The organism is Agromyces sp. NPDC058484, assembly GCF_042720415.1.
Taxonomy (GTDB): Bacteria; Actinomycetota; Actinomycetes; order Actinomycetales; family Microbacteriaceae; genus Agromyces.
Window position 1 is genome coordinate 69,985 of record NZ_JBHXMP010000017.1, and the last position, 26,601, is coordinate 96,585.

The following is a 26,601-nucleotide window of genomic DNA, read 5'->3' on the forward strand; positions in this document are numbered from 1 at the left end:
CGGCACCGCTACCCGGTGTCAGGGGATCACCGGCCGGCCGATCCGACTCACGTCGGCGGCGAGGTCGTCAAGACGAACGTGGGCGCCCGACCCCGACCGGTGCTCGATGAAGACCTCGCCGAGTTCACGCAGTAGCGCTCTGCGCTGGCAGGGTGACAGCATGACCATCGCACGAATCATCATCCTGTTCGTCGTCGCGGCCGCGGCCGAGATCGGCGGAGCATGGCTGATCTGGCAAGCAGTCCGCGAGAATCGCGGCTGGTGGTTCGCCCTACTCGGCATCTTCGCGCTCGGCGCGTACGGCTTCGTCGCTGCATTCCAGCCGGACGCGAACTTCGGCCGCGTTCTCGCCGCCTATGGCGGCATCTTCGTCGCCGGATCCCTCGCCTGGGGCATCATCATCGACGGCTTCAAACCCACCGCGTGGGACTACATCGGCTCCGCCGTCTGCCTCATCGGCGCCGGCATCATCATTTTCGCCCCCCTGTTCCAAGGCACAGTGCAGTCCGATTGACCTGCCGGCAAACGACCACCCTTCACCGGGGCAGTTGCCTAGAACACCGGTTCGAAAGAATGTCAGTGGGTCGCGTGAGAATCGATACATGGCAGAAGCACCCGCAGCCCTCGGTGAGATCCTCACCGATGTCGACGCGCTCGTCAGTGCATGGGCGGGTGCGTTGACCATGGCGTCGGGCGATCCGGGTGCCGACGTCGGCACCATGAGCGACACGGGGCTCGTCGCGGTCACCGAAGCTCTGGCGTCGCTGTCGAAGCGTGTCGACGCACTCACCGTGCGTTGCGCGGCCGGGCTGGCGAGGCGGTCGCCGTCCGAAGCCGGCAACGACGGGCTGGCGCGCCGCCTGGGTCATTCCACGCCTGCCGGCCTCATCGCGTCGATGAAAGGTGCGCGATACTCCGACGCCGCCAAGCTCATCGCCGTCGGCGAAGCCACCGAGCCGCGCGCTGCGTTCACAGGGGAGCGCCTGCCCGCGCGGTTCCCGCATGTCGCGACAGGTGTCGCCGCGGGTCGACTCGGGGTCGAAGCTGCGGCCGTGATCACGTCGTTCCTCACCCGCGTGTCGGTGCGCGCCTCGGCCGACGACCTCGAGTTCAGCGAAGCGCTGCTCGTCGAGCGCGGCCCAGTCGTCGGCGTCGACGGGCTCGGTCGGCTCGTCAAGCAGCTCGAGGCACGGCTCGATCCCGACGGGGTGCGTCCTCGCGAAGACGAACAGCGCGGCCTTCGGTCCCTCAAGATCTGGGAGGATTCCGCGGGCATGATCAACCTGCGCGGCCGCTTCGACCCCGAAACCGGTGCGCCGATCAAGGTGGCCGTCGAATCGTTGGTGGGTGCCGAGCTGCACAGAGCGCGCGACGCCCGGCCTGGGTTCGGGGCGACGGATGCCGCGACTGCGGATGCCGCAACTGGCGATGCCGCAACTGGCGATGCCGCCGGCACTCGAGCCGATGCGGTGATCTCGGCGACGGATGCCACGACCGATGCCACGACCGATGACGCGGCCCACCCAAGCGCCGACGGGCGGGCCGACATCTCGGCAGATGTCGCCATGGCCGAGCAGCGCTCGATCGATCAGATGAACGCCGATGCACTCGCAGACATCGCTCGGCTCGCCATCTCGGCGGCAGGCGACACGCTGCCCGCGTTGGCCTTCGCCACGGTCGTAGCGCGCATCGACCTCGACGACCTCCGCACCGGCACCGGGTACGCCACTATCGACGGCATCGACCAGCCCGTGCCCGCCGCCACCGCACGTCAGCTGGCCGCGTCGGCCGGCATCATCCCGATGGTGTGCGGCGGCGACGGCGAGGTGCTCGACCTCGGCCGAAGCAAGCGGCTCTTCTCCAAGGCGCAACGACTGGCCCTCGCCGAACGAGACGGCGGCTGCGCTCACCCCGGCTGCCGACGACCGGTGGCCCACACCCAGGCTCACCACATCAGGTGGTGGAAGAGGCACCACGGCCCCTCCGATCTCGAGAACGGCGTTTTGTTATGCGCTTTCCATCACGGGTTGCTGCACCGAAACGGTTGGCGAATCGAGATTCGTGCGAACCGGGCATGGTTCATCCCGCCGCCGCACATCGACCCCGAACAACGCCCCCGCGCCGGCAACCGATCCCCGCACCTCGAGTTGCGCCGAACCCCGAGCACGTCAGCGACGATGACGTGCCCGACCGAGACCGCCGCCTGACGGCGCAACCGCCGCCGCCGCCGCCTGACGGCGCGGCACCGGCTCGGCACGGAACAGCATTGCGCCGCCGTGACAGCCACGCGGCGGGGTCGAGTGATGGTGCGGAGCGCGGCGATGGCGAGCTCGTGCTCGTCCACATCAGCCGGCCGGCCGAGCCGCAACGCGACACGGCACGGCACGGCGACAGACCAGCGACACGGCACGGCACGGCGACAGACCTGCGACACGGCACGGCACGGCGACAGACCAGCGACACGGCACGGCAACAGACCAGTGCGACAGAATTGGAGCACGTTCGACCGGAAGGAAGGACTGAGCGATGCCGCGTCCGATCGAGAAGTACGCGATCATCGGCGACTGCCGCACCGCCGCGCTCGTGGGCGACGACGGTTCGATCGACTGGCTCTGCATGCCCCGGTTCGACTCCGCCTCCGTGTTCGGCGCACTCCTCGGCGACGCCGAGCAGGGCCACTGGAGCCTTCGACCGGCCGACGACTCGGCCACGAGCTCCCGCGCGTACACCGCCGACACGTTCACCCTCGTCACGCGCTGGGCGACCGCCGACGGCGAGGTCGAGGTGACCGACCTCATGCCGCAGACCGGCCCCGGCGACCTCGAAGACCTCGTGAGCGGCTCCGACCGTCGCAGCGACGTGATCCGGCGCGTCCGCGGCATCCGTGGCCGGGTGAGGATGCGGCAGGAACTGCGCGTGCGCTTCGACTACGCGTCGTCGCTGCCGTGGATGCGGCAGGTCGGCACAGCGGATGCCCCGGTGCTGCTGGCCGTCGCAGGCCCCGACGCCCTCGTGGTGCGCGGTCCCAGGCTCGCGCCGCACGATCACCGCCACCTCGGCGAGTTCACCGTGGCGGCCGGCGAGACGGTGGACGTGCAGCTCACGTGGTACCCGGCCCACCGGCCCGTGCCCGATCCGCGCGACGTCGACGACGCGATCGCCTCGACCGAACGGTGGTGGCGGTCGTGGGCGCGCTCCTGCGCGGCACCCGGCGCCTACGACGAGGCGGTGCGCCGGTCGCTGCTCGTGCTGCGGATGCTGACCCACGAGGAGACCGGCGGCATCGTCGCCGCGGCGACCACGAGCCTGCCCGAGGAGTTCGGCGGAGCCCGCAACTGGGATTACCGCTACGTGTGGCTCCGCGACGCGGCGCTCACGCTCGAGGCGCTCATCCACCACGGGTACACCACCGAGGCCGAGGCGTGGCGGCAGTGGCTGCTCCGCGCCATCGCCGGCGACCCCGCCGACGTGCAGATCATGTACGGCCTCGCGGGGGAACGCCGCCTCGCCGAATGGGAGGTGTCGACGTTGCCGGGCCACGCGGGCAGCTCGCCCGTGCGCGTCGGCAATGCGGCATCCGAGCAGTACCAGGCCGATGTCTTCGGCGAGGTGATGATCGCCCTCGATTCCACCCGGCACGTCAGCGCAGACCACGACGGCTTCTCATGGTCGCTGCAGCTCGCCCTGCTGCGCGAGGCCGAAGCGCACCTCGACCAGCCCGACTCCGGCATCTGGGAGATCCGCGCCACCGACCGCCACTTCACGCACTCGCGGGCCATGCTGTGGGCTGCATTCGACCGGGCGGTCTGCGCCGTCGAGCACGACGGACGCGAAGGCCCCGTCGACCACTGGCGCGCCATCCGCGCCCAGCTCGCCGACCGCATCGAGCGGGGCGGATTCGACGCCGCGCTCGGCAGCTACGTGCAGTACGAGGGCACGACCGAGGTGGATGCCGCGCTGCTGCAGCTCGCGCAGGTCGGCTACGTCGCCTACGACGACCCGCGCATGCTCGGCACGGTCGCCCGCATCGAGCAGACCCTGCTGCGCGACGGGCTGCTCCGCCGCTACCGCACCGAGGCCGACGTCGACGGTGTGCCCGGCGACGAGAACACGTTCCTCGCCTGCTCCTTCTGGCTCGTCGAGCAGTACGCCCACACCGGGAGACTCGACGACGCGACCGCGCTCATGGACAGGATCCTCGCCTTCCGCACCGACCTCGGGCTCCTCGCCGAGCAGGCCGACCCCCGCACCGGGCGCCAGGCCGGCAACTTCCCGCAGGCGCTCTCGCACCTCGCGCTCGTGCGCGCCGCCGACGCGATCGCGGCTGCCCGCGGCACCGCTGCGGAGGGCGCGCAGGCGAGCGTCGCGCGCAGCTCGCGCGCATGAGGCATCCACTCGGCACCGTACGCCGTGCCGGCCCCGTAACGCAGAAAGACCCCCTCCGTGCGGGAGGGAGTCTTCTGCATTCAGTCGGGGTGACAGGATTTGAACCTGCGACCTCGTCGTCCCGAACGACGCGCGCTACCAAGCTGCGCCACACCCCGGCGGCCTCACGGCCTCCACAAGGATAGCCGATAAATCGCGGCCGGCAGACCACGACGGATGCCGCGGCATCCGTCGACCGCGTCGTTACTCCGCGCCCACCAACGTGAGCAACGTCGCCTCGGGCGGGCACGCGAACCGCACCGGCGCGAAGATCGACGTGCCGAGCCCGGCCGAGACGTTGAGGTACGCCGAGCGCAGCCCGTGCCGCCACGTGCTGAGCCCGCTCACCTGCGTGCGAGGGATGTCGCAGTTCGTGACGAGGGCGCCGAATCCGGGCAGGCACACCTGGCCGCCGTGGGTGTGCCCGGCGAGCATGAGCTGCGCGCCGTGGTTCACGAACGAGTTCAGCACCCGCTGGTAGGGCGCGTGCGCGACGCCCACCGTGACGGTGGGGCGACCGTTGACCGGTCCCTGAGCCCGTCGAAGGGCGTCGGGCCAGGTCTCGTCGCCGAGCGGGTCCTCGGCGCGCAACTCGTCGATCGCCGCGGTGATGAGGTCGAGGCGGTCGTACCCCTTGTGCGGGTCGTCGACGCCGAAGAACTCGAAGTGCGTGCCGCGCAGGTCGAGCGCCGCAGCGGTGTTGTCGAGATCGTGCCAGCCGAGCTCGGCGAAGAACTCGTGCAGTTCGCCGATGTCGAGGGGCTTGGAGCGGGGGATGTGCGTCGAGGGGCCGCCGAAGTACAGGAACGGGTTCTTCACGACCGGGCCGAAATAGTCGTTGGACCCGTTCACGAAGACGCCCGGGATGCCGCGGAACGGTTCGAGGGCGCGACGGACGCCCTCGATGCCGCGCTCGTGCCCGAGGTTGTCGCCCGTGTCGACGATCAGGTCGGGCTCGAGGCCGGCGAGCGAACGCACCCAGTCCTGCTTGTCACGCTGCCACGGCGCCATGTGCAGGTCGGAGAGATGCAGCACGCGGATCGGTGCCGCCCCGGCGGGAAGCACCGGGACATCCGCTCGGCGCAGCGTCCAGCGTGTGCGCTCGACGAGGCTGCCCCACGCCAGGGCGACGGCGGCGGCCGCGCCGATCGCCAGGGCGATCCGCGCGGCCGGGGAGAGCGTGGAGCCGCTCAATCTTCGTCGCCGCCGGGCCCGTTGCCGGCGCCGGGGCCGGTGCCGTTGCCCGGCACGTTGGTGACGAACGTGACGGTGACGTCGCCGCCGCGCTTGAGGGGCGTGCCGGGTGCCGGGTCCTGGCTCTCGACGACATCGAGGGGTCCGACGTTGCCGGGCGACTTCATCCTGAGTCCGGCCTGATCGAGCGCACCCTTCGCCTGCTGCGCGTTCATGCCCGTGAGGTCGGGCACGGTCGTGCCCTGGCCGTTGCTGGTGAAGACCCGGATCGTGGAGCCACGCGCGGCCTGACCCGACGGATCGGACCCGACCACGGTGCCGCCGGGGAGGTTCGAGTCCTGCTGGCCGCCGTCTTCGAAGACGAAGCCGGCATCTTCGATCGCCTGCTTCGCTGCATCGAGTGAGAGGCCCGAGACCTGAGGCACATCGACGAGCGTCTGCTTGAACGCGCTCGCGTCGGGCTCGGTGAACTCGGCGCCGCCCCACTTGTTGTCGGCGACCTCCATGATCGAACTCCAGATGCGGTGTCGCGCGGTTGATGCCTCGCCGCTGTCGAAGCTCACGTCACGGAGATTCTGCCGGTCGTTGCCTCCGGTGATGTTGCCGACCCAGACCGCGGTGGCGGCGGTCGTGCTCGAACCGATCATCCAGGTGTCGTGGGCGTCATCCGTCGTACCGGTCTTGCCGATGTGCGGAACCCCCGTGCCGGTGTTCGAGGCCACCGCCGTGCCGCCGCCCCTGAACGTCTCCTGCATGGCGTACTCCATCGCGTGCGCCACCTCGGGGGTGACCGACTGCGAGCACGTGGCCTGCGGGGGAGCGAGCTCCTCGCCGCTGGGCGTCACGATCTTGTCGATCGCGATCGGCGTGCAGGTGAGACCGTTGTTGGCGATGCCGGCGAAGGCCGCGGCCATCGTGACGGGAGCGATCTCCTCGGTGCCGAGCACCGCGCTCGGGCCGAACGTGATCGGGTTGCCCTCGGAATCGACGCCCTCGCCGAGCGCCGCGCCATCGGCTCGGTGCACGCCGAAGGCCGCCGCGGTGTCCCTGATGCCGCAGAGCTCGAGCTGCTGTGCCATTGCCATGAACGACGTGTTGACCGACCACTTGGTGGCGTCGACGGCGTTGTTCGCGATGCGGCCGTCGTCATTGCGCGGGTTGTAGCTGCCCGACCAGGTGCTGCCGTCGCACATGCCCTTGAACGAGGTGAACGTGCGCCGCCCGCCGTTGAACGACTCGCGCAGCGAGTGGCCCTCGTTCAGCCACTCGGCGAGCGTGAAGACCTTGAACGTCGATCCGGGCTGGAGTCCGCTCGAGCCGCCGTACGCGCGGTCGGTGCTGAGGTTGATCGCGGTGTACGACGGGTCGACGCTCGTGACGTCGGGGTCTTCGCTGTAGTTCTTGTTCTGCGCCATCGCAAGCACCCGGCCGGTTCCGGGCTGCACGGTGACCGCGACCGAGCCCACGTCGAAGCGGGGGTCGACGAACGGCACGTTCTCGGCGATGGCCGTCTGGGCCCGGTCCTGCAACTCGAGGTCGAGCGTCGTGAACACCTGCAGGCCGCCGCTGCGGAGCAGGTTGGCGCCTTCCTGGATGTCTTCGGTGGCGGGATCGTCGTAGTGGTTCAGGATGATGTTCTTCACGTAGTCGCAGAAGAACGCGCTGCCCGCGGCTGTCTGGCAGCCGGTGCTCGGTTCGACGATCACCGGAGCGACGGGCGTTGCGACGGCGGCGTCGTGCTCCTCCTGCGTGATCTTCTTCTCTTTGAGCATCTGCTCGAGGATGTAGTCGCGGCGCTCCTTGTTCGCGGCGTACGGCGTCGGCTCACCGGCGTCGTTCACGGAGTTAACGCCGTTCGTCTCGCTCTCGGGGTAGTCGAGGCGGAACTTCTCGGGATGGTTCACGATCGCGATGAGGCTCGCGGCCTCGGCGAGGGTGAGGTCGGCGGCGTGCTTGCCGCCGAAGTAATACTGCGCCGCCGTCTCGATGCCGTACACGCGGCCGCCGAACGCGGCGATGTTCAGGTAGCCGAGGAGGATCTCGTCTTTCGAGAACTTCTTCTCGAGCGCGATCGCGTAGCGCATCTCCTTGAGCTTGCGCTCGATGCCGGCGCTGCCGTCGGATTCGGTGGCGGCGGCGTAGGCCGCGTCCTTCTCCTCCTCGGTCTGCGCTTCGCGCACGCCGTTGTTGATGATCACGTTCTTCACGTACTGCTGCGTGATCGAGGAGCCGCCCTGCGTGTCTCCGCCGATCACGAACTCGTTGAGCACCGCGCGCGACGTGCCCTGGATGTCGATTCCGCCGTGCTCGTAGAACCTGGGGTCTTCACCGGCGATCGCCGCGTCCTTCACGTACTGGCTGATCGCCTCCCACGCGACCTCCTCGCGGTTCTCGTCGAAGAACGAGGCGAGGTGAGCCTGCGAGCCGTCGGGCTGCGTGGCGTAGATGTCGGTCTTCTCCGACAGCTCCCCGATCTCGAGGTAGCCCGGAAGGTTCTCGAACATCGAGATGCCGTTGTTCGCGGCCATGCCGGTCACCGCGAGCGCGGGAGTCACCGCTGCTGTCACGAGAACGCCGGCGAGAGCGCTCATGCCGACGAACCCGAGGATTCCGGTGCCGACGTCGCTCATCGTACGTTTTTGGGCAGACATATAGTGGAGCTTAACGGAAGAAGGCTGGCAAAATCCGCCACGCGGCGTGGGTTGCCGGTCTTGTCGCGCGCACATCGCGCGCCCATCCGCGCCCATCGCGCGCACATCAGAGACGAGGGATCCATGTCGGCCTGGGAATACATCACGACCCCGCTGCTCATCCACAACACCGCCGCCATCCTCAACAATTGGGGCTCGGAGGGCTGGGAGCTCGTGCAGGTCGTGCAGGGTCCCGAGGGCGGGCTCGTCGCGTACCTGAAGCGGCCCGTCGGCGGAGAATCATCGGTCGCGGCATCAGCCGGCGCTGCAGCTGCCGCGCAGGCCGCCAAGCAGTTCGAGGGCGAGGGGCACGCCTGATGGGGGTCGAAGCGCGCCTCGCCGAACTCGGCATCGAGCTGCCGGATGTCGCGCCGCCTGTCGCGGCATATGTGCCCGCCGTGGCCACTGGCGCCTACGTGTACACCTCGGGCCAGCTCCCGTTCGTCGCGGGCGCGCTGCCCGCGACGGGCAAGGTCGGCGACAGGGCAGGGCTCGTGTCCCCTGCTGATGCGAAGGGCTACGCGCGCACGTGCGTACTCAACGCATTGGCCGCGGTGCGCGCCGAGCTCGGCTCGCTCGACCGGGTCACCCGCATCGTGAAGCTCGTCGGCTTCGTGGCATCCGACCCCTCGTTCACCGGTCAGCCGGGCGTCGTGAACGGCGCCTCGGAGCTGCTCGGCGAACTCTTCGGCGAGGCAGGGCGGCACGCCCGCTCCGCCGTCGGCGTCGCCTCATTGCCCCTCGACGCCCCCGTCGAGATCGAGCTCGTCGTCGAGTTCGCGTAGCGAGAATAGACAGCGCGCTCAGCGCACCTGCGCGCTGATCACCTGCATGATCGAGGTGTCGGCGAGCGTCGTGGTGTCGCCGATGTCGCGGCCCTCGGCGAGGTCGCGGAGCAACCGCCGCATGATCTTGCCCGATCGCGTCTTCGGCAACTCGTTGACGATGAACACCTGGCGCGGCCGGGCGATGGCGCCGATCTGCGTCGCGACGTGCTTGCGCAGCTCCTCGCTCGCCTCGAACGGGTCGGTCACCCGCTCGGCCTGGCTCGCCTTGAGGATGACGAACGCGACGACGGCCTGGCCGGTCGTCTCGTCGGACGCTCCGACCACGGCGGCCTCGGCCGTCCACGGGTGGGCGACGAGCGACGACTCGATCTCGGCGGTGGAGAGCCGGTGGCCCGACACGTTCATGACGTCGTCGACCCGGCCGAGCAGCCAGATGTCGCCGTCCTCATCCCGGCGCGCCCCGTCGCCGGCGAAGTACTTGTCTCCGAACTTCTCCCAGTACGTCTCCTTGAAGCGCTCGGGGTCGCCCCAGATTCCCCGGAGCATCGCCGGCCACGGCTCGGTGACCACGAGGAGCCCGCCGTTCTCACCCTCGACCGGCGTGCCGTCGTCGCTGAGGATGTCGATCGTGACGCCGGGGATCGGCACCTGCGCAGACCCGGGCTTCAGGTCGGTGATGCCGGGCAGCGCCGAGATCATGATCGCGCCGGTCTCGGTCTGCCACCACGTGTCGACCACGGGGATCGAGCCGCCGCCGATGACGTGGCGGTACCAGATCCAGGCCTCGGGGTTGATGGGCTCGCCGACCGAGCCCAGCAGGCGCAGCGATCGCAGGTTGAACTCGTGCGGAATCTTCCGGCCGAGCTTCATGAACGAGCGGATCGCGGTCGGCGCGGTGTAGAGGATCGACACCTTGTAGCGCTCGACGATCTCCCACCAGCGGCCCGGGTGCGGCGTGTCGGGCGTGCCCTCGTAGAGCACTTGCGTTGCGCCGTTCGCCAGCGGGCCGTACACCACGTACGAATGCCCGGTGACCCAGCCGACGTCGGCCGTGCACCAGTACACATCGGTCTCGGGATGCAGGTCGAACACGTACTTGTGCGTGAACGCGGTCTGCACGAGGTAGCCGCCCGACGTGTGCACGACGCCCTTGGGCTTGCCGGTGGTGCCCGACGTGTAGAGGATGAACAGCGGATGCTCCGCGCCGAACCCGCGCGCAACATGCTCGTTCGAGGCATCCGCCACCGTCTCGTGCCACCAGAGGTCGCGACCGCCGGTCCAGTCGACCTCGTTCTCGCCGCGCCGCACGACCAGCACGTTCCGCACGCCCGACGTCTGCACCTTCGTGAGCGCCTCGTCGACGACGGGCTTCAGCGGGAACACCCGCCCCTTGCGGTATCCGCCGTCTGCCGTGATGACGACGGATGCCTCGGCATCGTCGATGCGCGAGGCCAGGCTGTCACTCGAGAACCCGCCGAAGACGACCGAGTGGATGGCGCCGATGCGGGCCACGGCGAGCATCGCCACGACGGCCTCGGGGATCATCGGCAGGTAGATCGCGACGCGGTCGCCCTCGCCGACCCCGAGGCCCTCGAGCACGTTCGCGGCGCGCTTGACCTCGTCGGTGAGCTCGGCGTAGGTGATGTCGCGGCGGTCGCCGGGCTCGCCTTCCCAGTGGATGGCGACGCGATCGCCGAGTCCGGCCTCGACGTGGCGGTCGAGACAGTTCACGGCGACATTGAGCTCGCCGTCGTCGAACCACTTCGCGAACGGCGGATTCGACCAGTCGAGCGTGCGCGTGAACGGCTTCTCCCACTGGAGGAGCTCGCGGGCCTGGTCGGCCCAGAAACCGAGCCGGTCGGCGCGGGCGGCTTCGTACAGGCTCTCGTCGGCGACGGCTTGGGCGGCGAACTCGGGGCTCGGCCGGAAACGCCTGATCTCCTCGAGTGCGTGATCGATCTGAACGGTCATGGTTCTCGGGTCGCTCCTTCGCGGTTCAGTTCATCGGGTGGGCCGCCTGCCCCACAGAGCACCCTACCCCTCTCTTATGAGGGCTCTGCAAACGGGCGGGTCACGCTGGGAGGCACCCGAAGGCCGCGCCGTTGAGCCCGACGCTGTGCCTTTGCCCAGAGAAATCTGCGGGTCCGCACAAATGAGGACAAAAGGCTTGCGCATCGGTGGGCAAGCCGTATGCTGATTACCGCCCGAACACTCGTTTCGTGGCCTGCAGCGCTCGCGATTCCCCCCAATCCTTGCGCTGCCGAGGCGGCACCTGTTCCCCCCAATGGGTGCCGCCCCCTTTCGTTAAGGGCGCCGGCTGTTCGCGGCCGGCGTCGCATCGTCGCAGCCGGCGTCGCACCGCTGGTGCGATCAGGGCGAGTCCTCCTCCACAACGGCGTGCCGGAGGGCTCTTTCCACACATGAGCCGAGCGGATGCCGCGGGCACGGCCGGCTGCCTACGGTCGTCGCATGACCATCCCCTTCGTGGCCACTCCATCGTGGGAGCGCGAGCCGAGACCCGTCGTGGAGCCGGGCGTCGAGCGTGTGGGCGTCGAGCGCACCGGTCGCCGCGTCACCGGCAGCGACGTCGATGCCGACGACATCGACGCGGCTCGCGCCGACGCGGCTCGCGCCGAGGCGGCTCGCGCCGATGCGGCTCGCGCCGATGCCTACGGTCCCGGGGCAGGCGCCGATCGCGCCGACGTCAACACCGACTCCGCCGCCGACCCCGATCTGGCCGTGCTCGGCCCGCTCGCCCCGTTCGCGGCATCCGGCCCGGTCACCGACCTCTTCGTGAACGGCGCGAACGGACTCTGGATCGACCGCGGCGCCGGGCCCGAGCACGAACCGGCATGGGCGGCGAACGAGGCCGAGGTGCGGGCGCTCGCGGTGCGTCTCATCGCCCGCGGTGGCCGCCATATCGACGAGGCCACTCCCGCGGTCGACGTGCGGCTCGGTCGCGGCATCCGGGTGCACGCGGTGCTGCCGCCGGTCTCGACCGTCGGCACGCTCCTGTCGGTACGGGTCCCGAGGGTGGCGGGCTTTCCGCTCTCGGCGCTCGCACGTGCGGGCATGCTCGACCCGGCTCAGGAGTCGCTGTTGCGCGAGGCGGTCGCAACGCGCAGGAACCTCCTCGTCACCGGTGCCGGCGGTGCGGGCAAGACGACCCTCCTCGCCGCACTCCTCGGCGAGGCATCCGCGCGCGAACGCATCGTCCTCATCGAAGACGTGGCCGAGCTCGCCGTCGACCACCCGCACGTCGTCTCGCTCGAGGCTCGGCAGGCGAACCTCGAGGGAACCGGCCGCGTCGGACTCGACGCGCTCCTGCGCGAGGCGCTGCGCATGAGACCCGACCGACTCGTCGTGGGCGAGTGCCGGGGCGCCGAGTTGCGTGAGCTGCTCGCCGCGCTGAACACGGGACACGACGGCGGTGCGGGCACCCTGCACGCGAACTCGCTCGACGATGTGCCGGCCCGGCTCGAGGCGCTCGGGTCGACGGCGGGGCTGACGCCCGACGCCGTCGCACGGCAGACGGTGAGCGCGTTCGACCTCGTGCTGCACGTCGAGCGTGTCGCAGGCAGGCGCCGGCTCGCGCAGGTCGGTCGCTTCGGGCTGCACGCCGACCGCCTCTCGGTGGAGGCGATGTGAACGAGCGGATGCCGCGTGCCCTCGAGCGGCTGATCGAACGGATCCCGGGGTTCCGCCGTCGGCGCGACCCCGCCGCCGAGGTCGATGCGATCGCCGCCGTCGCGGAGCGGCTCGCCGTGCTGCTCTCGGCGGGGGTTCCGGCGCCGGCGGCGTGGACGCATGTGGGGGAGCGGTCGGCGAGCGGCGGGGCGGTGCGCGGCGGCGCGGCGAGCGGCGGCGCGGTGAGCGGCGGCACGCCGGATGGCGGTGCGGGCACGAGCATGGCAGGCGCCGACGCGCTCGTGCTCGCTGCGGCCGCAGACGCAGCCGCCGACGGCGCATCCGTATCGGCGGCGATCGCGGCGTCGAGGAGCGAGGCTCCCGCCGCGTCGACCGAGTGGTCGGTGCTCGCCGCCGCGTGGTCGGTGGCCGCGGATTCGGGCGCCCCGCTGGCGGCGAGCCTCAGGGATCTCGCCGCAGCCCTCCGCGATGAGGCACAGCTCCGGCGCGAGGTGCGCACCGCGCTCGCCGGCCCGATCGCGAGCGCACGCCTCGTCATGGCGCTGCCGCTCATCGCGGTGCTCTTCGGCGCGGCGTTCGGATTCGACACGATCGCCGTGCTGTTCGGCAACCCGCTCGGGGCAGCCTGCGTCCTACTCGGCACGGCATTGCTGTGGGCCGGCCGACGCTGGAGCACGGCTCTCGCCGCGCGTGCCGGCCGTTCCCGGGCCGACGCCGGCCTCGAGCTCGAACTGCTCGCCATCGCCATGTCGAGCGGCGCCTCGATCGACCGTGCCCGCGCCCTCGTGCGCGATGCGCTGGTGGCCGGAGGCGCGATGCCCGCCGGCGACGGCGCCCCTGATGCGGTGATCGCGTTGGCCGTCCGCGCCGGCGCACCCGTGTCGGAACTGCTGCGGGCCGAGGCGTTCCGCCTCCGACGCGTCGCTCGCGCCGAGGGCGCCGCCCGAGCCGCAGCCCTCGGCGTGCGGCTCATGCTCCCGCTCGGCGCCTGCGTGCTGCCCGCGTTCGTGCTGCTCGGCGTCGTGCCGCTCCTCATCTCCGTCGTCGCGGGCACCCTCGGCGGTGCCGCGTGACGCCGCCGCGCTCGTGCCGCCCAGCAGCCTCGTGCCGCCCGGCAGCCTCGTGCCGCCCGGCAGACTCGTGCCGCCCATCAGGCTCGTGCCGGCGCCCAACAGGCTCGTGCCGGCGCCCAACAGACTCGTGCCGCCCGACCGCCGGAAGACCGGCACCACAGGAAGGAACACCACCATGCAGCATCACGCAACTGAACCATCCGCGGCGGACGAGCCCCCGGGGCACGGGCGAGGAGTTGCCACCGGGGCCGCAGGCGGCAGCGCCAAGCGTCGCGCGCTCCGTCGCATCGCCCGACGCCTCGCCGGCGAGCGCGGAGCGGCGACCGCCGAGTATGCCGTGGCCACGATGGCGGCGGTTGGGTTCGCCGGCCTGCTCGTCGTCATCCTGCGCGGCGACGAGGTGCGCGGCATCCTCACCGACCTCGTGCGGAATGCGCTCACGGTCGGGTGACGCAGATCGGGGCAGCGTGACGGCCGAGTTCGCCGTCGCGCTGCCCGCGATCGCCCTGGTGCTCGCCGCCTGCTTGGCATCGGTGCAGCTCGTCGGACAGCAGGTGCGGCTCACGGATGCCGCGGCCGACGCCGCGCGGGCGTTCGGTCGCGGCGAGTCCGCCGCCGAGGCCGGCGCGATCGCCGACCGGGTGTCGGGCGGCGCCACGCTCGCCGTCGCTGAGGACGGCGTGTTCGTGTGCGTCACGCTGCGGGCGCCGGGGCGTGGCCTCCTCGCGCCGATCGAGCTGCGGGCGGAATCGTGCGCGGTCGCGGGCGGGCACTGATGCGCGCGCGGGCGGCACCGGCACGCCGGCCGCGCTGGCTGTGCAATCGTGCACTTCGCCGCGACGACCGTGGCGCGGCATCCGTGCTCGCGCTCGGAATCGTCGGCGCGGTGGTGGGGCTCACCGCGATGGTCGTGCCCACGGCCACCGTCTTCGTCATCTCGCAACGGGTCGCGAACGCAGCGGATGCCGCCGCGCTCGCCGCGGCCGACGCGCTCTCAGGGGCCGTGCCCGGCGTCCCGTGCGAGCTCGCCGCGCAGACGTCAGCCCGCAACGGTGCGATGCTCACGTCGTGCGAGACGGTCGGACCGGATGCCACCGTGACCGTCGTGAGCTCGTCCCTCGGAATGGAACTCTCCGCGTCCGCGCGGGCTGGGCCCCCCGGGTGAACCGGATGAGCTCAGTCGAAGACCGTCTCGACGAACCGATACTCGACGGCGGTCGGTCGGTCGTCGTCGTCGGCGCTGAACTCGAGGCCCGCGCCGCGAGTATAGATGTAGTGCTTTCCCTTGTCGGTGTTGAGCTCGAGTCTCGGCCTGGGGTCGCCCGTCTCGAGGAAAGCGGTCGCAACCGTCTTTCCCTCGAGCGGACCGTCGATCAGTTTCGCCGTGTACGAGCTCGCGGAAGAGGTGTCCATGAGCCCAATTCTCCTCCGAGGCGAGCGCACTGCAAGGGGTTGCGGCCCGCATTCCGCCCCCACTTCGCGTTGCAGGGTGGGTGCACTCACGGCGAGGGTGTGTATGGTGTGGCTGTCGGCGGGACCGCTCCGCCGAACGGCACACCGCTCAGGGGCGCGGCTCGATGTGCGTTCTCCCGATCACGGAATAAGAGGAGTCTGGTGTCAGGCGCGAAGAAATTGGTCATCGTGGAGTCGCCGACCAAGATGAAGTCGATCTCCCAGTACCTGGGCGAGGGCTACGAGGTGTTGTCGTCGGTGGGCCACATCCGTGACCTCATCGAGCCGAAGAACCTCCCCGCAGAACTGAAGAAAGGCTCGCTCGGCAAGTTCTCGGTCGACGTCGAGAACGGCTTCGAGCCCTACTACGTCGTCTCCGACGCGAAGAAGAAGACGGTCGCCGAACTGAAGCGGGCGCTGAAGAACGCCGACGAACTCCTGCTCGCCACCGATGAGGACCGCGAGGGCGAGGCCATCGCATGGCACCTCCTGCAGGAGCTGAAGCCGAAGGTGCCCGTGCGGCGCATGGTCTTCCACGAGATCACGAAAGACGCGATCGAGAAGGCCAAAGACAACACCCGCGAGCTCGACACGGCGCTCGTCGACGCGCAGGAGACCCGCCGCATCCTCGACCGCCTGTACGGGTACGAGGTCTCGCCGGTGCTCTGGCGCAAGGTCGGCCCGGGTCTCTCGGCGGGCCGGGTGCAGTCCGCCGCCACGCGGCTCGTCGTCGACCGCGAGCGCGAGCGGCTCGCGTTCGTCGCTGCCGGCTACTGGGATCTCATCGGCCGATTCACGAACGCGGATGCCGCGGAGGGCGCGGATGCCGCCGCCGCATCGTTCGAGGCACGCCTCGTGCGCCTCGGCGGCGAGCGGGTCGCGACCGGGCGCGACTTCGACGACGCCGGGCGGCTGAAGGGCAGAGCGGTCGTGCTCGAGGAGCCGGTCGCGCACGCACTCGTCGAGGCCCTGCGCGCCGACGGGGTCTCCCGCACCGTCTCGAAGGTCGAGTCGAAGCCGTACTCGCGTCGCCCGGCGGCGCCGTTCACCACGTCGACGCTGCAGCAGGAGTCCGCCCGCAAGCTCCGCCTGTCAGCACGCGACACGATGCGGGTCGCGCAGTCGCTCTACGAGAACGGCTACATCACCTATATGCGAACCGACTCCGTGTCGCTCTCGCAGCAGGCGATCACCGCCGCCCGCGCGCAGGCCACCAAGCTCTACGGCGCCGACTCCGTTCCCGACAAGCCGCGCGCCTACTCGGGCAAGTCCAAGAACGCGCAGGAGGCGCACGAGGCGATCCGTCCGTCTGGCGAGGTGTTCCGCACGCCGTCCGAGCTGCAGAACGTGCTCCGCGGCAGCGAGTTCAAGCTCTACGACCTGATCTGGAAGCGCACGGTCGCGTCGCAGATGGCCGATGCGAAGGGCCACACCGCCACGGTGACGATCGAGGTCGGGCCGACGGCGGCGGATGTCGCGGCCCCAGCCGGCGCATCCGTGAACATCGCCGGCACCATCGCCGAGTTCACCGCGAGCGGCACCGTGATCACGTTCCGCGGCTTCCTCGCCGCCTATGAAGAGGGACACGACGAGGAACGCAACGCCGACGACACGCCCGGCGACGCGAAGCTGCCGGCGCTCACCGAGGGCCAGGCGCTCGGGATCGCCGACCTCGAGGCGAAGGGGCACGAGACCACTCCGCCGCCGCGCTTCACCGAGGCGAGCCTCGTGAAGCGGCTCGAGGAGCTCGGCATCGGCCGCCCGTCGACCTTCGCGTCGATCATCTCGACCATCCTCGACCGCGGCTACGTCACCCAGCGCGGTCAGGCACTCGTGCCGAGCTGGGTCGCGTTCTCGGTTGTTCGCCTGCTCGAGGACCACTTCGGCGATCTCGTCGAGTACGACTTCACCGCCGAGATGGAAGACGACCTCGACCACATCGCGGCCGGCGAGGCGGACCGCGTCGACTGGCTCTCGAGCTTCTACTTCGGTTCCGACCGGCACCGGGGCCTGCGTCAGGTCGTCGACAACCTCGGCGAGATCGACGCCCGCGAGATCAACTCGGTGTCGATCGCACCGGGCGTCACACTGCGCATCGGAAAGTACGGCCCCTACCTCGAGGCCGTCGAACCGGATGCCGCGCCCGACGCACCGCCGCGTCGCGTGAACCTGCCCGAAGACCTCGCGCCCGACGAGCTCACCGAGGCGAAGGCGCGCGAGCTCATCGACGCGCCGGTGCAGGTCGATCGGGTGCTGGGCGTGAACTCCGCCAACGGCAAGCAGGTGGTCGTCAAGGACGGACGATTCGGCCCGTACGTGACCGAACTCGAGCCCGAGCCCGAGACGGATGCCGCGGCATCCGTCGACCCTGCGACCCTTCGACAGGCTCAGGGCGGCGCCGGCGAGGTGATCGAGGCACCGCCGACCCCACCGGCGAAGACGGCCAAGCGCGGAGCGAAGAAGGTCGCGGCCGCGAAGCCGCGCACCGCGTCGCTGTTCAAGAGCATGCAGATCGAGGAGGTCGATCTCGACACCGCGCTGAAACTGCTCGACCTGCCGCGCGTCGTCGGGGCGGATCCCGAGTCGGGCGACGAGATCACGGCCCAGAACGGCCGGTACGGCCCGTACCTGAAGAAGGCCGCCGACACCCGTACGCTGCCGAGCGAGGACGCGATCTTCGAGATCGACGTCGCCGGGGCGCTGGAGCTCTTCGCGCAGCCGAAGTACGGCGCGCGCCGCGCGTCGAGCGCGCTGAAGGAGTTCGACAACGACCCGGTCAGCGGCAAGCCCATCAAGGTGAAGGACGGCCGGTTCGGCCCGTACGTCACCGACGGCACGACGAACGCGACCATTCCGCGCGCCGAGTCGGTCGAGGACATCACCTTCGAGCGGGCGGTGGAACTGCTGCAGATCAAGCGCGACAAGGGTCCGGCGGCGCCGCGAGCGAAGCGCACGTCGACCGCGAAGAAGGCGACCGTGAAGACGGCGCCGGCCAAGAAGTCGGCCGCGAAGAAGAGCTCGGCGTGAGCCGCGGGGTCTTCATCACCCTCGAAGGCGGCGACGGGTCGGGCAAGACCACGCAGGCGGAACTGCTCCGGGAATGGCTGGCCGCGGAGGGCCGCACGGTCGTGCGCACCCGCGAGCCGGGCGGCACCGAGGTTGGCGTCGAGGTGCGCGAGATCGTGCTGCACCACCGCGGCGACATCTCGCCGCGGGCCGAAGCGCTCCTCTACGCCGCCGACCGCGCGCACCACGTCGCGACACTGGTGCGGCCGGCGCTCGAACGTGGCGACATCGTGATCCAGGACCGCTACATCGACTCCTCGGTCGCCTACCAGGGCGCCGGGCGCGTGCTCGATCCCGAGGAGGTGCGCGGCATCTCCGAGTGGGCGACCGAGGGCCTCCGCCCCGATCTCACGATCCTCCTCGACCTCGACGCGGATGTCGCGCGCGGCCGCCTCGACGAGTCGCGCACGCGTTTCGACCGGCTCGAGGCCGAGGCATCCGACTTCCACGATCGGGTGCGCGAGGCCTACCTCGCGCTGGCCGCCGCCGATCCCGATCGGTTCCTCGTCGTCGATGCCGGCCTGCCGGTCGATGAGCTCGCGGCGACGATCCGCGATCGCGTCGCGGGCCTCCTCTGAACCCACAGGCCACGGTCGGCGGGGAAAGGTAGCGTGGTCGCGTGAGCGTATGGAGTGAGCTGACCGGGCAGGAGCAGGCGATCGACCTGTTCCGTTCGGCCGCGGCGGCGGCCGGCGCGGCCGTCGCCGCCGGCGCCGCCGGCGCTGCCGATGCGGCTCGCGCCTCGTCGCAGATGACGCACTCCTGGCTTATCACGGGACCGCCCGGCTCCGGTCGGTCGAACCTCGCCTACGCCTTCGCGACCGCTCTCATCTCGGGCGCGCCCGACGGCGACGACGCGACCCGCATCCAGGTCGAGGCCCGAAGCCACCCCGACCTGCACGTGCTCGCCACCGAGGGCGTCATCATCAAGGTCGCCGACGTGCGCGACATCGTGAAGCGCTCGCACTACTCGCCCTCCGTCGGCCGGCACCGGGTGATCGTGGTCGAAGACGCCGACCGCATGACCGAGCAGACCTCGAACGTGCTGCTGAAAGAGCTCGAGGAGCCGCCCGAGCGCACGGTCTGGATCCTGTGCGCGCCGAGCGAGGCCGACCTCATTCCCACGATCCGATCGCGGGTGCGCACGGTGCGGCTGCAGATGCCGACCGTGTCCGAGGTCGCCGCCCTCCTCGAGCGACGCGACGGCGTCGACGCCGAACTCGCCGAGCGATGCGCCCGTGAGGCGCAGTGCCACATCGGCATGGCGCACCGGCTCGCGACGAGCGAGGAGGCGAGGCGGCGTCGCGCCGAGACGCTTCGGCTTGCGCTCGAGGTGCGATCGGCGGCGACGGCCGTGATGACCGCGGCGCGGTTCCTCGAGATCGCCGGCGACGACGCCAAGGCGATCACCGAGCTTCGCGACGCCGAGGAACGGGCGAACGCGCTCCACTCCCTGGGCCTGGCAGCCGGCCAGCCCGTGCCGCCCGCCCTGCGTCCTCAGCTGAAGGCCCTCGAAGACGACCAGAAGCGCCGCGCGACGCGAAGCCTCCGCGACGGCATCGACCGCATCCTCGTCGACCTCGCGTCGTTGTATCGCGATGTCCTGCTCATCCAGCTCGCCGCCGACGTCGGGCTCGTGAACCTCGAGCTCGAGGGCGAGATGCGGCGAGCGGCGGCATCCGCCACTCCCGCGACCACGCTCGCGACGCTCGATGCGATCCAGGCGGCACGCGAGCGCATCGACGGGAACGTGCAGCCCGCGCTCGCGCTCGAGGCGATGCTCGTGAGCGCGATCCGCACCACCACGACCGAACGGGGAGCCGCATGACCGGCGCACGCACCACGCAGCGCAGGCACCGGATGCCGCGAGCACGACGCACGGGCGTCATGGCCGGCGTTCTCGTCGTGCTCCTCGCGCTCACGGGGTGCGTGTCGTCGTTCCTGGGCCCCGCGAACCCTCCCTCGACGCCGACGGCCGAAGACGTCGAGGCGGCCCTCGAGCCGTTCTATACGCAGGTGCTCGAATGGGAGCGCTGCGGCGACGAGCTCGGCTGCGCCACCGCGAAGGCCCCGCTCGATTGGGACGACCCCGAGCGTGGCGAGATCGAGCTCGCCCTCGTGCGCCACGTCGCCACCGGCGACCGGCTCGGATCCCTGCTGGTGAATCCCGGCGGGCCGGGCGGGTCGGGCTACGAGTTCATCGCCGAGTCGCTCGACTACGCGGTCGGCCCGCCGCTGAAGGAGCGGTTCGACGTCGTCGGGTTCGACCCCCGCGGGGTCGGCCGCTCGTCGTCCGTCGCCTGTTACGACGCCGCGCAGATGGACGACTTCCTCTACGGGATCGTGCCCGCCGAGCGCGGGAGCGACGAATGGATCGAACTCGTGGGCCAGGCGGCGGCCCGGTTCGGCGAGGCCTGCAGCGAGAACACGGGCGAGCTGCTCGCCGAGGTCGACACCGTGAACGCAGCCCGCGACCTCGACCTGCTGCGTGCCGTGCTCGGCGACGAGCGGCTCAACTACCTCGGATACTCGTACGGCACGTTCCTCGGCGCCACGTACGCGGGGCTCTACCCCGACAAGGTCGGCCGCCTCGTGCTCGACGGCGCGATCGATCCGTCGGCGAGTGAGACAGAGGTCACCGAGGCGCAGGCGGTCGGTTTCGAGCAGGCGTTGCGCGCCTACCTCGAGGACTGCCTGACCGGCAGCGAATGCCCGTTCGACGGGCCGGTCGACACCGCGATGGGCGAGATCTCGCGGCTCCTCGCCTCGGTGGACGCCAGTCCGCTGCGCGGCACCGACGGGCGGCTGGTCGGTGCGGACACCCTGATCACCGCCATCATCTACCCGCTCTACAGCGCCGTGTCGTGGCCGTATCTCAGCGAGATGTTCGAGGCCGTCATGTTCGGCGACGCAGACCTCGCCCTCTCCTTCGCCGACAGCTACAACGGCCGCAACGAAGACGGCACGTACAGCGACAACTCGACCGAGGCGTTCCGCGCGATCAACTGCCTCGATTACGCCTACCAGGCCGACGTCGCGGTGATGCGCGAGAAGGCTGCGGCGATCGCGGCCGCCGCGCCCACCATCGGGCCGTACTTCGGCTTCGGCGACCTCGGCTGCGTGAACTGGCCGCACCAGGGCGATGCCGAGCGCGAGGCGATCCACGCCGAGGGCGCGGCGCCGATCCTCGTCGTCGGCACGACCGGCGATCCCGCGACGCCCTACGAGTGGGCCGTCGCGCTCGCCGACCAACTCGAGAGCGGCGTGCTCGTGAGCTACGACGGCGAGGGCCACACCGCCTACAACAAGTCGAACCGGTGCGTGAGCGACGCCGTCGAGGCGTACTTCATCGACGGAACGGTGCCCGCGAGCGATCCCATGTGCTGACGTGTTCAGGGCTGATGTGTTCATCGACGCCTGCGAAGTCCGCTAACATGGACTCTCGTGCCACCGGATCGTGAACGCGATTCCGGATGCCACGCCGCCTTAGCTCAGTCGGCAGAGCGTCTCACTCGTAATGAGAAGGTCGTGGGTTCGATTCCCACAGGCGGCTCTAGAGTTCGTCCATCCAGTCGTAGTCGACGGGTGCATCGTGGTCGGCGGGCCGCTCCGTCAGCGGTCGCATGGGCACGAGTTCTGCGGTGAGGGCGCGCAGTCGAGCGAGCAACGGTTCGTCGCGGATCTCCTCCTCGCCGTCGACGACGTGGATCTCCTCGGTCACGAGCTGGCTCGCGGGACCGACCAGGAAGCTCACGATCCCGAGCTGCCCGTCATCTTCGTGACGCACGGGGATGTCGATCGCCCCGGCCCTGCCCTGCTGGGCGAGTGCCGTCGCGTAGGACACCAGCGCCCTCGCGATCTCGGTGCCGGTGGTGAAGTGACCTCCGGCATACGTGATCCGATGCATACCTCACGATCACCCAGCGGGTGGATGCGGATCAATCCCTTGACGTACGTCCGAGGATCTGAGTCCGCGGGCGAACGCGGCGCGCGCGTGGTAGGCGCCCGTCGCCCCGCCGCTAGGCTCTACGACCATGACGGATCGACTGCGGTGGGGCATCCTCGCGACCGGCGGCATCGCGCGCGCCTTCACGAACGACCTGAAGCTGAACGGCTTCACGGTGCAGGCGGTGGGCTCGCGGTCGCAGTCCGCGGCCGACGGGTTCGCGGCTGAGTTCGGCATCCCGAACGCCCACGGCAGCTACGCGGCGCTCGCCGCCGACCCCGAGGTCGACGCGGTGTACGTGTCGACGCCGCATCCGCTGCACGCCGCGAGCGCGCGCCTCATGCTCGAGTCGGGCAAGCACGTGCTCGTCGAGAAGCCGTTCACGTTGAACGCCCGCGAGGCCCAGCAGCTCGCCGACTTCGCGGCCGAGCGCGGGCTCCTCGTGCTCGAGGCCATGTGGACGAGATACCTGCCGCACATGGTCCGCATCCGCGAGATCATCGCCGAGGGCACCCTCGGCGAGGTTCGCTCGCTCATCGCCGACCACACGCAGAAGCTGTCCGACGACCCCGTGCACCGCATCAACGCCCTCGAGCTCGGCGGCGGTGCACTGCTCGACCTCGGCATCTACCCCATCTCGTTCTCGTGGGACCTCTTCGGCGCCCCGTTGACGATCCAGTCGACCGCCACGTTCAAGCGCACCGGCGCCGATGCGCAGATCGCGACGATCTTCGGCTACGGCGGGGCACGGGTCGCGTCCCTGCTGTCCGCGAGCGACACGCTCGGTCCGAACACGGCGTCGGTGCTCGGCACGCTCGCCCGCATCGAGATCGACCGGGTCTGGTACACGCCGACGAGCTTCAGCGTGATCGGCGCCGACGGGGCGGTGCTCGAGGAGTTCCGCTCCGAGGTGGCGGGTCGCGGCATGCACTTCCAGGCCGAGGCGGTGGAGCGGCTCGTCGCCGAGGGCAACCTGCGTGGCGACACCCTCACGATCGACGAGAGCGTCGCGATCATGGGTACCCTCGACGCGATCCGTGCGGAGATCGGGCTGCGCTACCCCGGCGAGTGAGCGGGTGAGGGGGCAGGGGGTAGGCGTGCGGTTGGGCACCCTTGCCGGAGACCGGGCGACCATCAGGTTGCGCTCCGGGGTACCGCGTACAATTCCCGGGTGATCGACGAGACGGCGTTCCCTGAGCGCGCCGAAGGGGCCGCGGGCGCGCCCGCCCCGTCCGGCGACCCCGCGAACACGACGACGATGAAGGCCGGCGCCGGGGCATCCCTCACCGCGTTCGCCAGGAGGCACCGGCTCGCGCTCTCGATCACCGGCGGAGTGCTCGCGCTCGCGCTGCTCGGCACCGGTGCCGTCGTCGCGGGCGCCGCCGTCAGCGCACCCGCCGAAACGCGAGCGGTCGCAGCCGCGTCGACCGCCGCTCAGACCGAGGACCCCGGCCGCCCTGCGCCGGCCGCCGCCGTCGCGGCGAGCCGCATCCGCACGTGCTCGGTCGCCGATCGGGCGGCCGACGGACGCCTCGCCGACCTGCAGGCCCAGGTCGTGAACGCGACGACCGGCGAAGTGCTCTACGACCGCGGCGGCACGACGCCGTCGCGCACGGCGAGCGTCATGAAGGTGCTGACCTCGGCGGCCGCGCTGTCGGTGCTCGGCCCCGACCATCGGGTCGCGACGACCGCCGTGAAGGGCTCGGAGCCCGGCTCGGTCGTGCTCGTCGGCGGCGGTGACGTGACACTCTCGCGTACCTCGAGCGGCACCGAGACGGTGTATCCGGATGCCGCGCACCTCGACGACCTCGCCGCGCAGGTGCGCAGCGCGTGGGACGCCGACCCCTCGAATCCGCTGCTCACGAAGCTCGTGCTCGATGCGAGCCTGTTCGGCGGCGACGAGTGGGAGCCGAGCTGGGACCTGGTCGAGCGCGAGTTCGGGTACATGTCGAACATCGCCGCGCTCATGGTCGACGGAGACCGCGACGACCCGGGTGCCGAGACGTCGTGGCGCACCGCCGACCCGATCGGCCGGGCGGGCGACGCGTTCGCGTCCGAACTCGGCGGCATCGGCACGATCGAGCGCGGCACGGCGCCCGCCGGCGCCCAGCGTCTCGGGCAGGTGCTCTCGCCCACGGTGGCGCAGCTCGTCGACAAGGCGCTCGTCGTCTCCGACAACACGGTGGCCGAGATGCTGGTCCGGCTCGTCGCGATCGAGACGGGCGCGGGCAACACCTTCGGCGCGATCAACGCCGGGGTGCTCGAGGGGCTCGCCGCCTACGGCGTCGACACGACGGGCATCACCGTCGTGGACGGGTCGGGGCTGAGCGACCACAACGCGGTGCCGCCGTCGTACCTCACCCGCCTGTTCGTCAAGATCAACGCGCGCGAGGCGAACCTCGGCGTCATCATGGACGGCCTGCCGGTATCTGGCCAGCGCGGCTCGCTCTCGTACGGCGACCGGTTCTCGGGCGACAACGCCGTCGCCGACGGTGCGGTCTCGGCGAAGACCGGCTGGATCGAGACCGGCTACACGCTCTCGGGCGTCGTACGGGCGCAGGACGGCGCGACGCTCACCTTCGCGGTCTACGCCCTCGGCGACGTGTCCGACGACACGAAGCAGGCGATCGACACGCTCACCACCGGCTTCTTCCTCTGCGGAGACAACCTCTCGAACCGGTGACCGTGCTCTCACCGCAGTGACCGCGAACCGGCGGACTGGAAGAATGGAGGCACGGCGGCACGGGAGCGCGTGCCCGACGAGCGAAGGAGCAGCCATGACCCGGGCCCTGTTCATCATCGACGTGCAGAACGACTTCACCGAGGGCGGCGCGCTCGGCGTCGAGGGCGGAGCTGCCGTCGCGGCCGGCGTGGCCGAGCTGCTCGGGCAGCATCGCGGGAGGTACGAGCTCGTCGTGGCATCCCGCGACTGGCATTCCGGTGAGAACGACAACGGCGGCCACTTCGCGGTCGACACCGAGCCCGACTTCGTCGACACCTGGCCGCCGCACTGCGTGGAGGGCACCGCCGGCGCCGAGTACCACCCGGCGCTCGACCTGGCGCACGTCGACGTGCACATCCGCAAGGGCCAGGGGGTGCCCGCCTATTCGATCTTCGAGGGCACGGATGACGCGGGCGCCTCGATGCACGACGTGCTCGCGTCGCACGGCATCACCGACGTCGACGTGGTCGGCCTCGCGACCGACCACTGCGTTCGGGCGAGCGTGCTCGACGCGCTCGAGCACGGCCAGCACGTGCGGGTGTTCACCGACCTCGTCGCCGGCGTCGCGGCGGAATCGTCGGCGGCGGCGCTCGCCGAGCTCGGGCACGCCGGGGCCGTCATCACCGAGTCGCGGGCGTCCGAGGGGGACGGCGCGTGAGCCGTGCGACCGCCGCTCGCGTGCCCACCCTCCATGCCGAAGCGCCCGACGGCGTGCTGATCGCCTACCGGGTGCACGGCGGAGGCGACGCGGATGCCGCGCTGCCGCCGGTGCTCCTCGTGCACGGCTTCGCGTCCGATGCGCGGGTGACCTGGGAGGGCACCGGCTGGGTGCGCGCGCTCCGCGACGCGCACCGGGCCGTCATCACCATCGACCTCCGCGGGCACGGCGAGAGCGACAAGCCCGCCGACGCGGACTCGTACGCTCCCGAGCGGCTCGGCGCCGACCTCGTCGCCGTGCTCGACTCGGCGGGCGCAGACCGGGTCGACCTCGTGGGCTACTCGATGGGCAACCGGGTCGTCTCCGACCTCGCGGGCATCGCCCCCGAGCGCGTGCGTCGCGTCGTCGTCGGCGGGGCGGGTCCGCGTGAGCTCTTCGCGTCGTGGGACCTCGAGGAGGCGCGGGCGGTGCTCCTCGATGACGAACCGTCGAGGAATCCGCTCATCGAGCAGGTGCTCCGGCCGGCGATCGACGCAGGCGCCGACCGGGAGGCGCTCCTCGCCTGCATCGAGGGCGTCGCGGGTGCTCCGCTTGCGATCCCGGGTGAGATCCCGGTGCTCTTCGTCGCCGGCGAGCACGACCCGGTTCCCGAGGGTGCACGCGAGCTCGCGCTCGAGTGGAACGCCGACTACGTGTCGATCCCGGGCCGCGACCACGTCTCCACGCTCACCGCGCGCGCCTTCAAGGACGCCGCGATCGCGTTCCTCGCCTGATCGGCCCGAGTTGCCCGGGTCTGTGCAGATTCGGGCAACTCGGGTCGCGGCTGTTTCTGCAGCGCGCGAGGAGCTAGGAGACCGCTGAACAAGTGGGTGGTTGGTCGGCGTGGCGGCGGGCGAGGTGCCACCAATGGCCGTCAAGCGGCGTGTTCTGGTCAGCACT

General features: G+C 70.7%; 23 protein-coding genes and 2 tRNA genes. 19 read left to right on the forward strand and 6 right to left on the reverse strand.

Annotation, left to right across the window (positions count from 1 at the left end):
- Nucleotides 1-160: 160 nt before the first annotated feature.
- The 3 genes from ACFWN7_RS14040 to ACFWN7_RS14050 all read left to right on the forward strand — a co-directional run bounded on the left by ACFWN7_RS14040 (nt 161) and on the right by ACFWN7_RS14050 (nt 4,386).
- A complete protein-coding gene (locus ACFWN7_RS14040; RefSeq protein WP_376939467.1) occupies nt 161-514 on the forward strand; it encodes a YnfA family protein in 354 nt (117 codons plus the stop codon).
- Between the two features lie 88 nt (nt 515-602).
- Entirely contained in the window at nt 603-2,207 is a 1,605-nt protein-coding gene (locus tag ACFWN7_RS14045; RefSeq protein WP_376939442.1) for a DUF222 domain-containing protein, read from the forward strand.
- A 319-nt stretch (nt 2,208-2,526) separates the two neighbouring features.
- Nucleotides 2,527-4,386, forward strand: a complete 1,860-nt coding sequence (locus ACFWN7_RS14050) for a glycoside hydrolase family 15 protein (RefSeq protein WP_376939443.1) — start codon at nt 2,527-2,529, stop codon at nt 4,384-4,386.
- An 84-nt stretch (nt 4,387-4,470) separates the two neighbouring features.
- Here the strand turns inward: ACFWN7_RS14050 and ACFWN7_RS14055 are convergent.
- The 3 genes from ACFWN7_RS14055 to ACFWN7_RS14065 form a co-directional block, all read right to left on the reverse strand.
- Nucleotides 4,471-4,544, reverse strand: a tRNA-Pro gene (locus ACFWN7_RS14055).
- An 85-nt stretch (nt 4,545-4,629) separates the two neighbouring features.
- A complete protein-coding gene (locus ACFWN7_RS14060; RefSeq protein WP_376939444.1) occupies nt 4,630-5,619 on the reverse strand; it encodes a metallophosphoesterase in 990 nt (329 codons plus the stop codon).
- Nucleotides 5,616-8,249: a transglycosylase domain-containing protein gene (locus ACFWN7_RS14065; protein ID WP_376939445.1), complete on the reverse strand. Its 2,634-nt coding sequence runs from the start codon at nt 8,247-8,249 to the stop codon at nt 5,616-5,618. The genes ACFWN7_RS14060 and ACFWN7_RS14065 overlap by 4 nt, the downstream gene beginning before the upstream one ends.
- Before the next feature lie 144 nt (nt 8,250-8,393).
- On the opposite strand from ACFWN7_RS14065, the gene ACFWN7_RS14070 reads away from it, so the two are divergent.
- Both ACFWN7_RS14070 and ACFWN7_RS14075 read left to right on the forward strand, forming a co-directional pair.
- Nucleotides 8,394-8,627: a hypothetical protein gene (locus ACFWN7_RS14070; RefSeq protein WP_376939446.1), complete on the forward strand. Its 234-nt coding sequence runs from the start codon at nt 8,394-8,396 to the stop codon at nt 8,625-8,627.
- Nucleotides 8,627-9,094 (forward strand): RidA family protein, encoded by a 468-nt coding sequence (locus ACFWN7_RS14075; protein ID WP_376939447.1) that lies wholly within the window; start codon nt 8,627-8,629, stop codon nt 9,092-9,094. The genes ACFWN7_RS14070 and ACFWN7_RS14075 overlap by 1 nt, the downstream gene beginning before the upstream one ends.
- 18 nt (nt 9,095-9,112) lie before the next feature.
- Here ACFWN7_RS14075 and acs read toward each other — a convergent pair whose 3' ends face one another.
- Nucleotides 9,113-11,068 carry an acetate--CoA ligase gene (acs, locus tag ACFWN7_RS14080; RefSeq protein ID WP_376939448.1) on the reverse strand — a complete coding sequence of 652 codons (1,956 nt, stop codon included), beginning with the start codon at nt 11,066-11,068 and terminating at the stop codon, nt 9,113-9,115.
- Nucleotides 11,069-11,566: 498 nt separating this feature from the next.
- Here acs and ACFWN7_RS14085 point away from each other — a divergent pair, with 498 nt between their 5' ends.
- From ACFWN7_RS14085 to ACFWN7_RS14105, 5 genes are all read left to right on the forward strand, one after another.
- Nucleotides 11,567-12,745, forward strand: a complete 1,179-nt coding sequence (locus ACFWN7_RS14085; RefSeq protein ID WP_376939449.1) for a TadA family conjugal transfer-associated ATPase — start codon at nt 11,567-11,569, stop codon at nt 12,743-12,745.
- Between the two features lie 8 nt (nt 12,746-12,753).
- On the forward strand, nt 12,754-13,818 hold the full coding sequence (locus tag ACFWN7_RS14090) for a type II secretion system F family protein (RefSeq protein WP_376939450.1): 1,065 nt from the start codon (nt 12,754-12,756) through the stop codon (nt 13,816-13,818).
- Nucleotides 13,819-13,993: 175 nt separating this feature from the next.
- Nucleotides 13,994-14,269 (forward strand): DUF4244 domain-containing protein, encoded by a 276-nt coding sequence (locus tag ACFWN7_RS14095; protein ID WP_376939468.1) that lies wholly within the window; start codon nt 13,994-13,996, stop codon nt 14,267-14,269.
- A 16-nt stretch (nt 14,270-14,285) separates the two neighbouring features.
- Nucleotides 14,286-14,594, forward strand: coding sequence for a TadE family type IV pilus minor pilin (locus tag ACFWN7_RS14100; protein WP_376939451.1), 309 nt, complete (start codon nt 14,286-14,288; stop codon nt 14,592-14,594).
- Nucleotides 14,594-14,983, forward strand: coding sequence for an Rv3654c family TadE-like protein (locus tag ACFWN7_RS14105; protein ID WP_376939452.1), 390 nt, complete (start codon nt 14,594-14,596; stop codon nt 14,981-14,983). Before ACFWN7_RS14100 ends, ACFWN7_RS14105 begins: the two co-directional genes overlap by 1 nt.
- Before the next feature lie 11 nt (nt 14,984-14,994).
- Here the strand turns inward: ACFWN7_RS14105 and ACFWN7_RS14110 are convergent, their stop codons facing one another.
- On the reverse strand, nt 14,995-15,231 hold the full coding sequence (locus tag ACFWN7_RS14110; RefSeq protein ID WP_376939453.1) for a hypothetical protein: 237 nt from the start codon (nt 15,229-15,231) through the stop codon (nt 14,995-14,997).
- A 201-nt stretch (nt 15,232-15,432) separates the two neighbouring features.
- Here ACFWN7_RS14110 and topA point away from each other — a divergent pair, with 201 nt between their 5' ends.
- From topA to ACFWN7_RS14135, 5 genes are all read left to right on the forward strand, one after another.
- Nucleotides 15,433-18,297 (forward strand): type I DNA topoisomerase, encoded by a 2,865-nt coding sequence (gene topA, locus ACFWN7_RS14115; protein ID WP_376939454.1) that lies wholly within the window; start codon nt 15,433-15,435, stop codon nt 18,295-18,297.
- Nucleotides 18,294-18,914 carry a dTMP kinase gene (gene tmk / locus ACFWN7_RS14120; protein WP_376939455.1) on the forward strand — a complete coding sequence of 207 codons (621 nt, stop codon included), beginning with the start codon at nt 18,294-18,296 and terminating at the stop codon, nt 18,912-18,914. Before topA ends, tmk begins: the two co-directional genes overlap by 4 nt.
- 41 nt (nt 18,915-18,955) lie before the next feature.
- Complete coding sequence (locus tag ACFWN7_RS14125) at nt 18,956-20,164, forward strand: DNA polymerase III subunit delta' (protein ID WP_376939456.1); 1,209 nt, start codon at nt 18,956-18,958, stop codon at nt 20,162-20,164.
- Nucleotides 20,161-21,723, forward strand: coding sequence for an alpha/beta hydrolase (locus ACFWN7_RS14130; protein ID WP_376939457.1), 1,563 nt, complete (start codon nt 20,161-20,163; stop codon nt 21,721-21,723). Before ACFWN7_RS14125 ends, ACFWN7_RS14130 begins: the two co-directional genes overlap by 4 nt.
- A 93-nt stretch (nt 21,724-21,816) precedes the next feature.
- Nucleotides 21,817-21,889, forward strand: a tRNA-Thr gene (locus ACFWN7_RS14135).
- Here ACFWN7_RS14135 and ACFWN7_RS14140 read toward each other — a convergent pair.
- Nucleotides 21,890-22,243 carry a hypothetical protein gene (locus ACFWN7_RS14140; RefSeq protein WP_376939458.1) on the reverse strand — a complete coding sequence of 118 codons (354 nt, stop codon included), beginning with the start codon at nt 22,241-22,243 and terminating at the stop codon, nt 21,890-21,892.
- 127 nt (nt 22,244-22,370) lie between these two features.
- On the opposite strand from ACFWN7_RS14140, the gene ACFWN7_RS14145 reads away from it, so the two are divergent.
- From ACFWN7_RS14145 to ACFWN7_RS14160, 4 genes are all read left to right on the forward strand, one after another.
- Nucleotides 22,371-23,354: a Gfo/Idh/MocA family protein gene (locus ACFWN7_RS14145; protein WP_376939459.1), complete on the forward strand. Its 984-nt coding sequence runs from the start codon at nt 22,371-22,373 to the stop codon at nt 23,352-23,354.
- 99 nt (nt 23,355-23,453) lie between these two features.
- On the forward strand, nt 23,454-24,965 hold the full coding sequence (locus tag ACFWN7_RS14150; protein ID WP_376939460.1) for a D-alanyl-D-alanine carboxypeptidase/D-alanyl-D-alanine-endopeptidase: 1,512 nt from the start codon (nt 23,454-23,456) through the stop codon (nt 24,963-24,965).
- 94 nt (nt 24,966-25,059) lie between these two features.
- Nucleotides 25,060-25,662: an isochorismatase family protein gene (locus ACFWN7_RS14155; RefSeq protein WP_376939461.1), complete on the forward strand. Its 603-nt coding sequence runs from the start codon at nt 25,060-25,062 to the stop codon at nt 25,660-25,662.
- The gene (locus ACFWN7_RS14160; protein ID WP_376939462.1) at nt 25,659-26,435 is read left to right on the forward strand and encodes an alpha/beta fold hydrolase; all 777 of its coding nucleotides are present in this window, start codon (nt 25,659-25,661) and stop codon (nt 26,433-26,435) included. Before ACFWN7_RS14155 ends, ACFWN7_RS14160 begins: the two co-directional genes overlap by 4 nt.
- Nucleotides 26,436-26,601: the final 166 nt, after the last annotated feature.

Bases quoted from the DNA above. Each gene is read 5' to 3' on its own strand.
- ACFWN7_RS14065 (WP_376939445.1), bottom strand. From the start codon at position 8,249: ATGAGCGACGTCGGCACCGGAATCCTCGGGTTCGTCGGCATGAGCGCT.
- ACFWN7_RS14040 (WP_376939467.1), top strand. From the start codon at position 161: ATGACCATCGCACGAATCATCATCCTGTTCGTCGTCGCGGCCGCGGCC.
- ACFWN7_RS14145 (WP_376939459.1), top strand. From the start codon at position 22,371: ATGACGGATCGACTGCGGTGGGGCATCCTCGCGACCGGCGGCATCGCG.
- ACFWN7_RS14140 (WP_376939458.1), bottom strand. From the start codon at position 22,243: ATGCATCGGATCACGTATGCCGGAGGTCACTTCACCACCGGCACCGAG.
- ACFWN7_RS14045 (WP_376939442.1), top strand. From the start codon at position 603: ATGGCAGAAGCACCCGCAGCCCTCGGTGAGATCCTCACCGATGTCGAC.
- ACFWN7_RS14050 (WP_376939443.1), top strand. From the start codon at position 2,527: ATGCCGCGTCCGATCGAGAAGTACGCGATCATCGGCGACTGCCGCACC.
- ACFWN7_RS14155 (WP_376939461.1), top strand. From the start codon at position 25,060: ATGACCCGGGCCCTGTTCATCATCGACGTGCAGAACGACTTCACCGAG.
- ACFWN7_RS14105 (WP_376939452.1), top strand. From the start codon at position 14,594: ATGCGCGCGCGGGCGGCACCGGCACGCCGGCCGCGCTGGCTGTGCAAT.
- ACFWN7_RS14110 (WP_376939453.1), bottom strand. From the start codon at position 15,231: ATGGACACCTCTTCCGCGAGCTCGTACACGGCGAAACTGATCGACGGT.
- ACFWN7_RS14095 (WP_376939468.1), top strand. From the start codon at position 13,994: ATGCAGCATCACGCAACTGAACCATCCGCGGCGGACGAGCCCCCGGGG.
- ACFWN7_RS14070 (WP_376939446.1), top strand. From the start codon at position 8,394: ATGTCGGCCTGGGAATACATCACGACCCCGCTGCTCATCCACAACACC.
- ACFWN7_RS14075 (WP_376939447.1), top strand. From the start codon at position 8,627: ATGGGGGTCGAAGCGCGCCTCGCCGAACTCGGCATCGAGCTGCCGGAT.
- acs (WP_376939448.1), bottom strand. From the start codon at position 11,068: ATGACCGTTCAGATCGATCACGCACTCGAGGAGATCAGGCGTTTCCGG.
- ACFWN7_RS14085 (WP_376939449.1), top strand. From the start codon at position 11,567: ATGACCATCCCCTTCGTGGCCACTCCATCGTGGGAGCGCGAGCCGAGA.
- ACFWN7_RS14090 (WP_376939450.1), top strand. From the start codon at position 12,754: ATGCCGCGTGCCCTCGAGCGGCTGATCGAACGGATCCCGGGGTTCCGC.
- ACFWN7_RS14130 (WP_376939457.1), top strand. From the start codon at position 20,161: ATGACCGGCGCACGCACCACGCAGCGCAGGCACCGGATGCCGCGAGCA.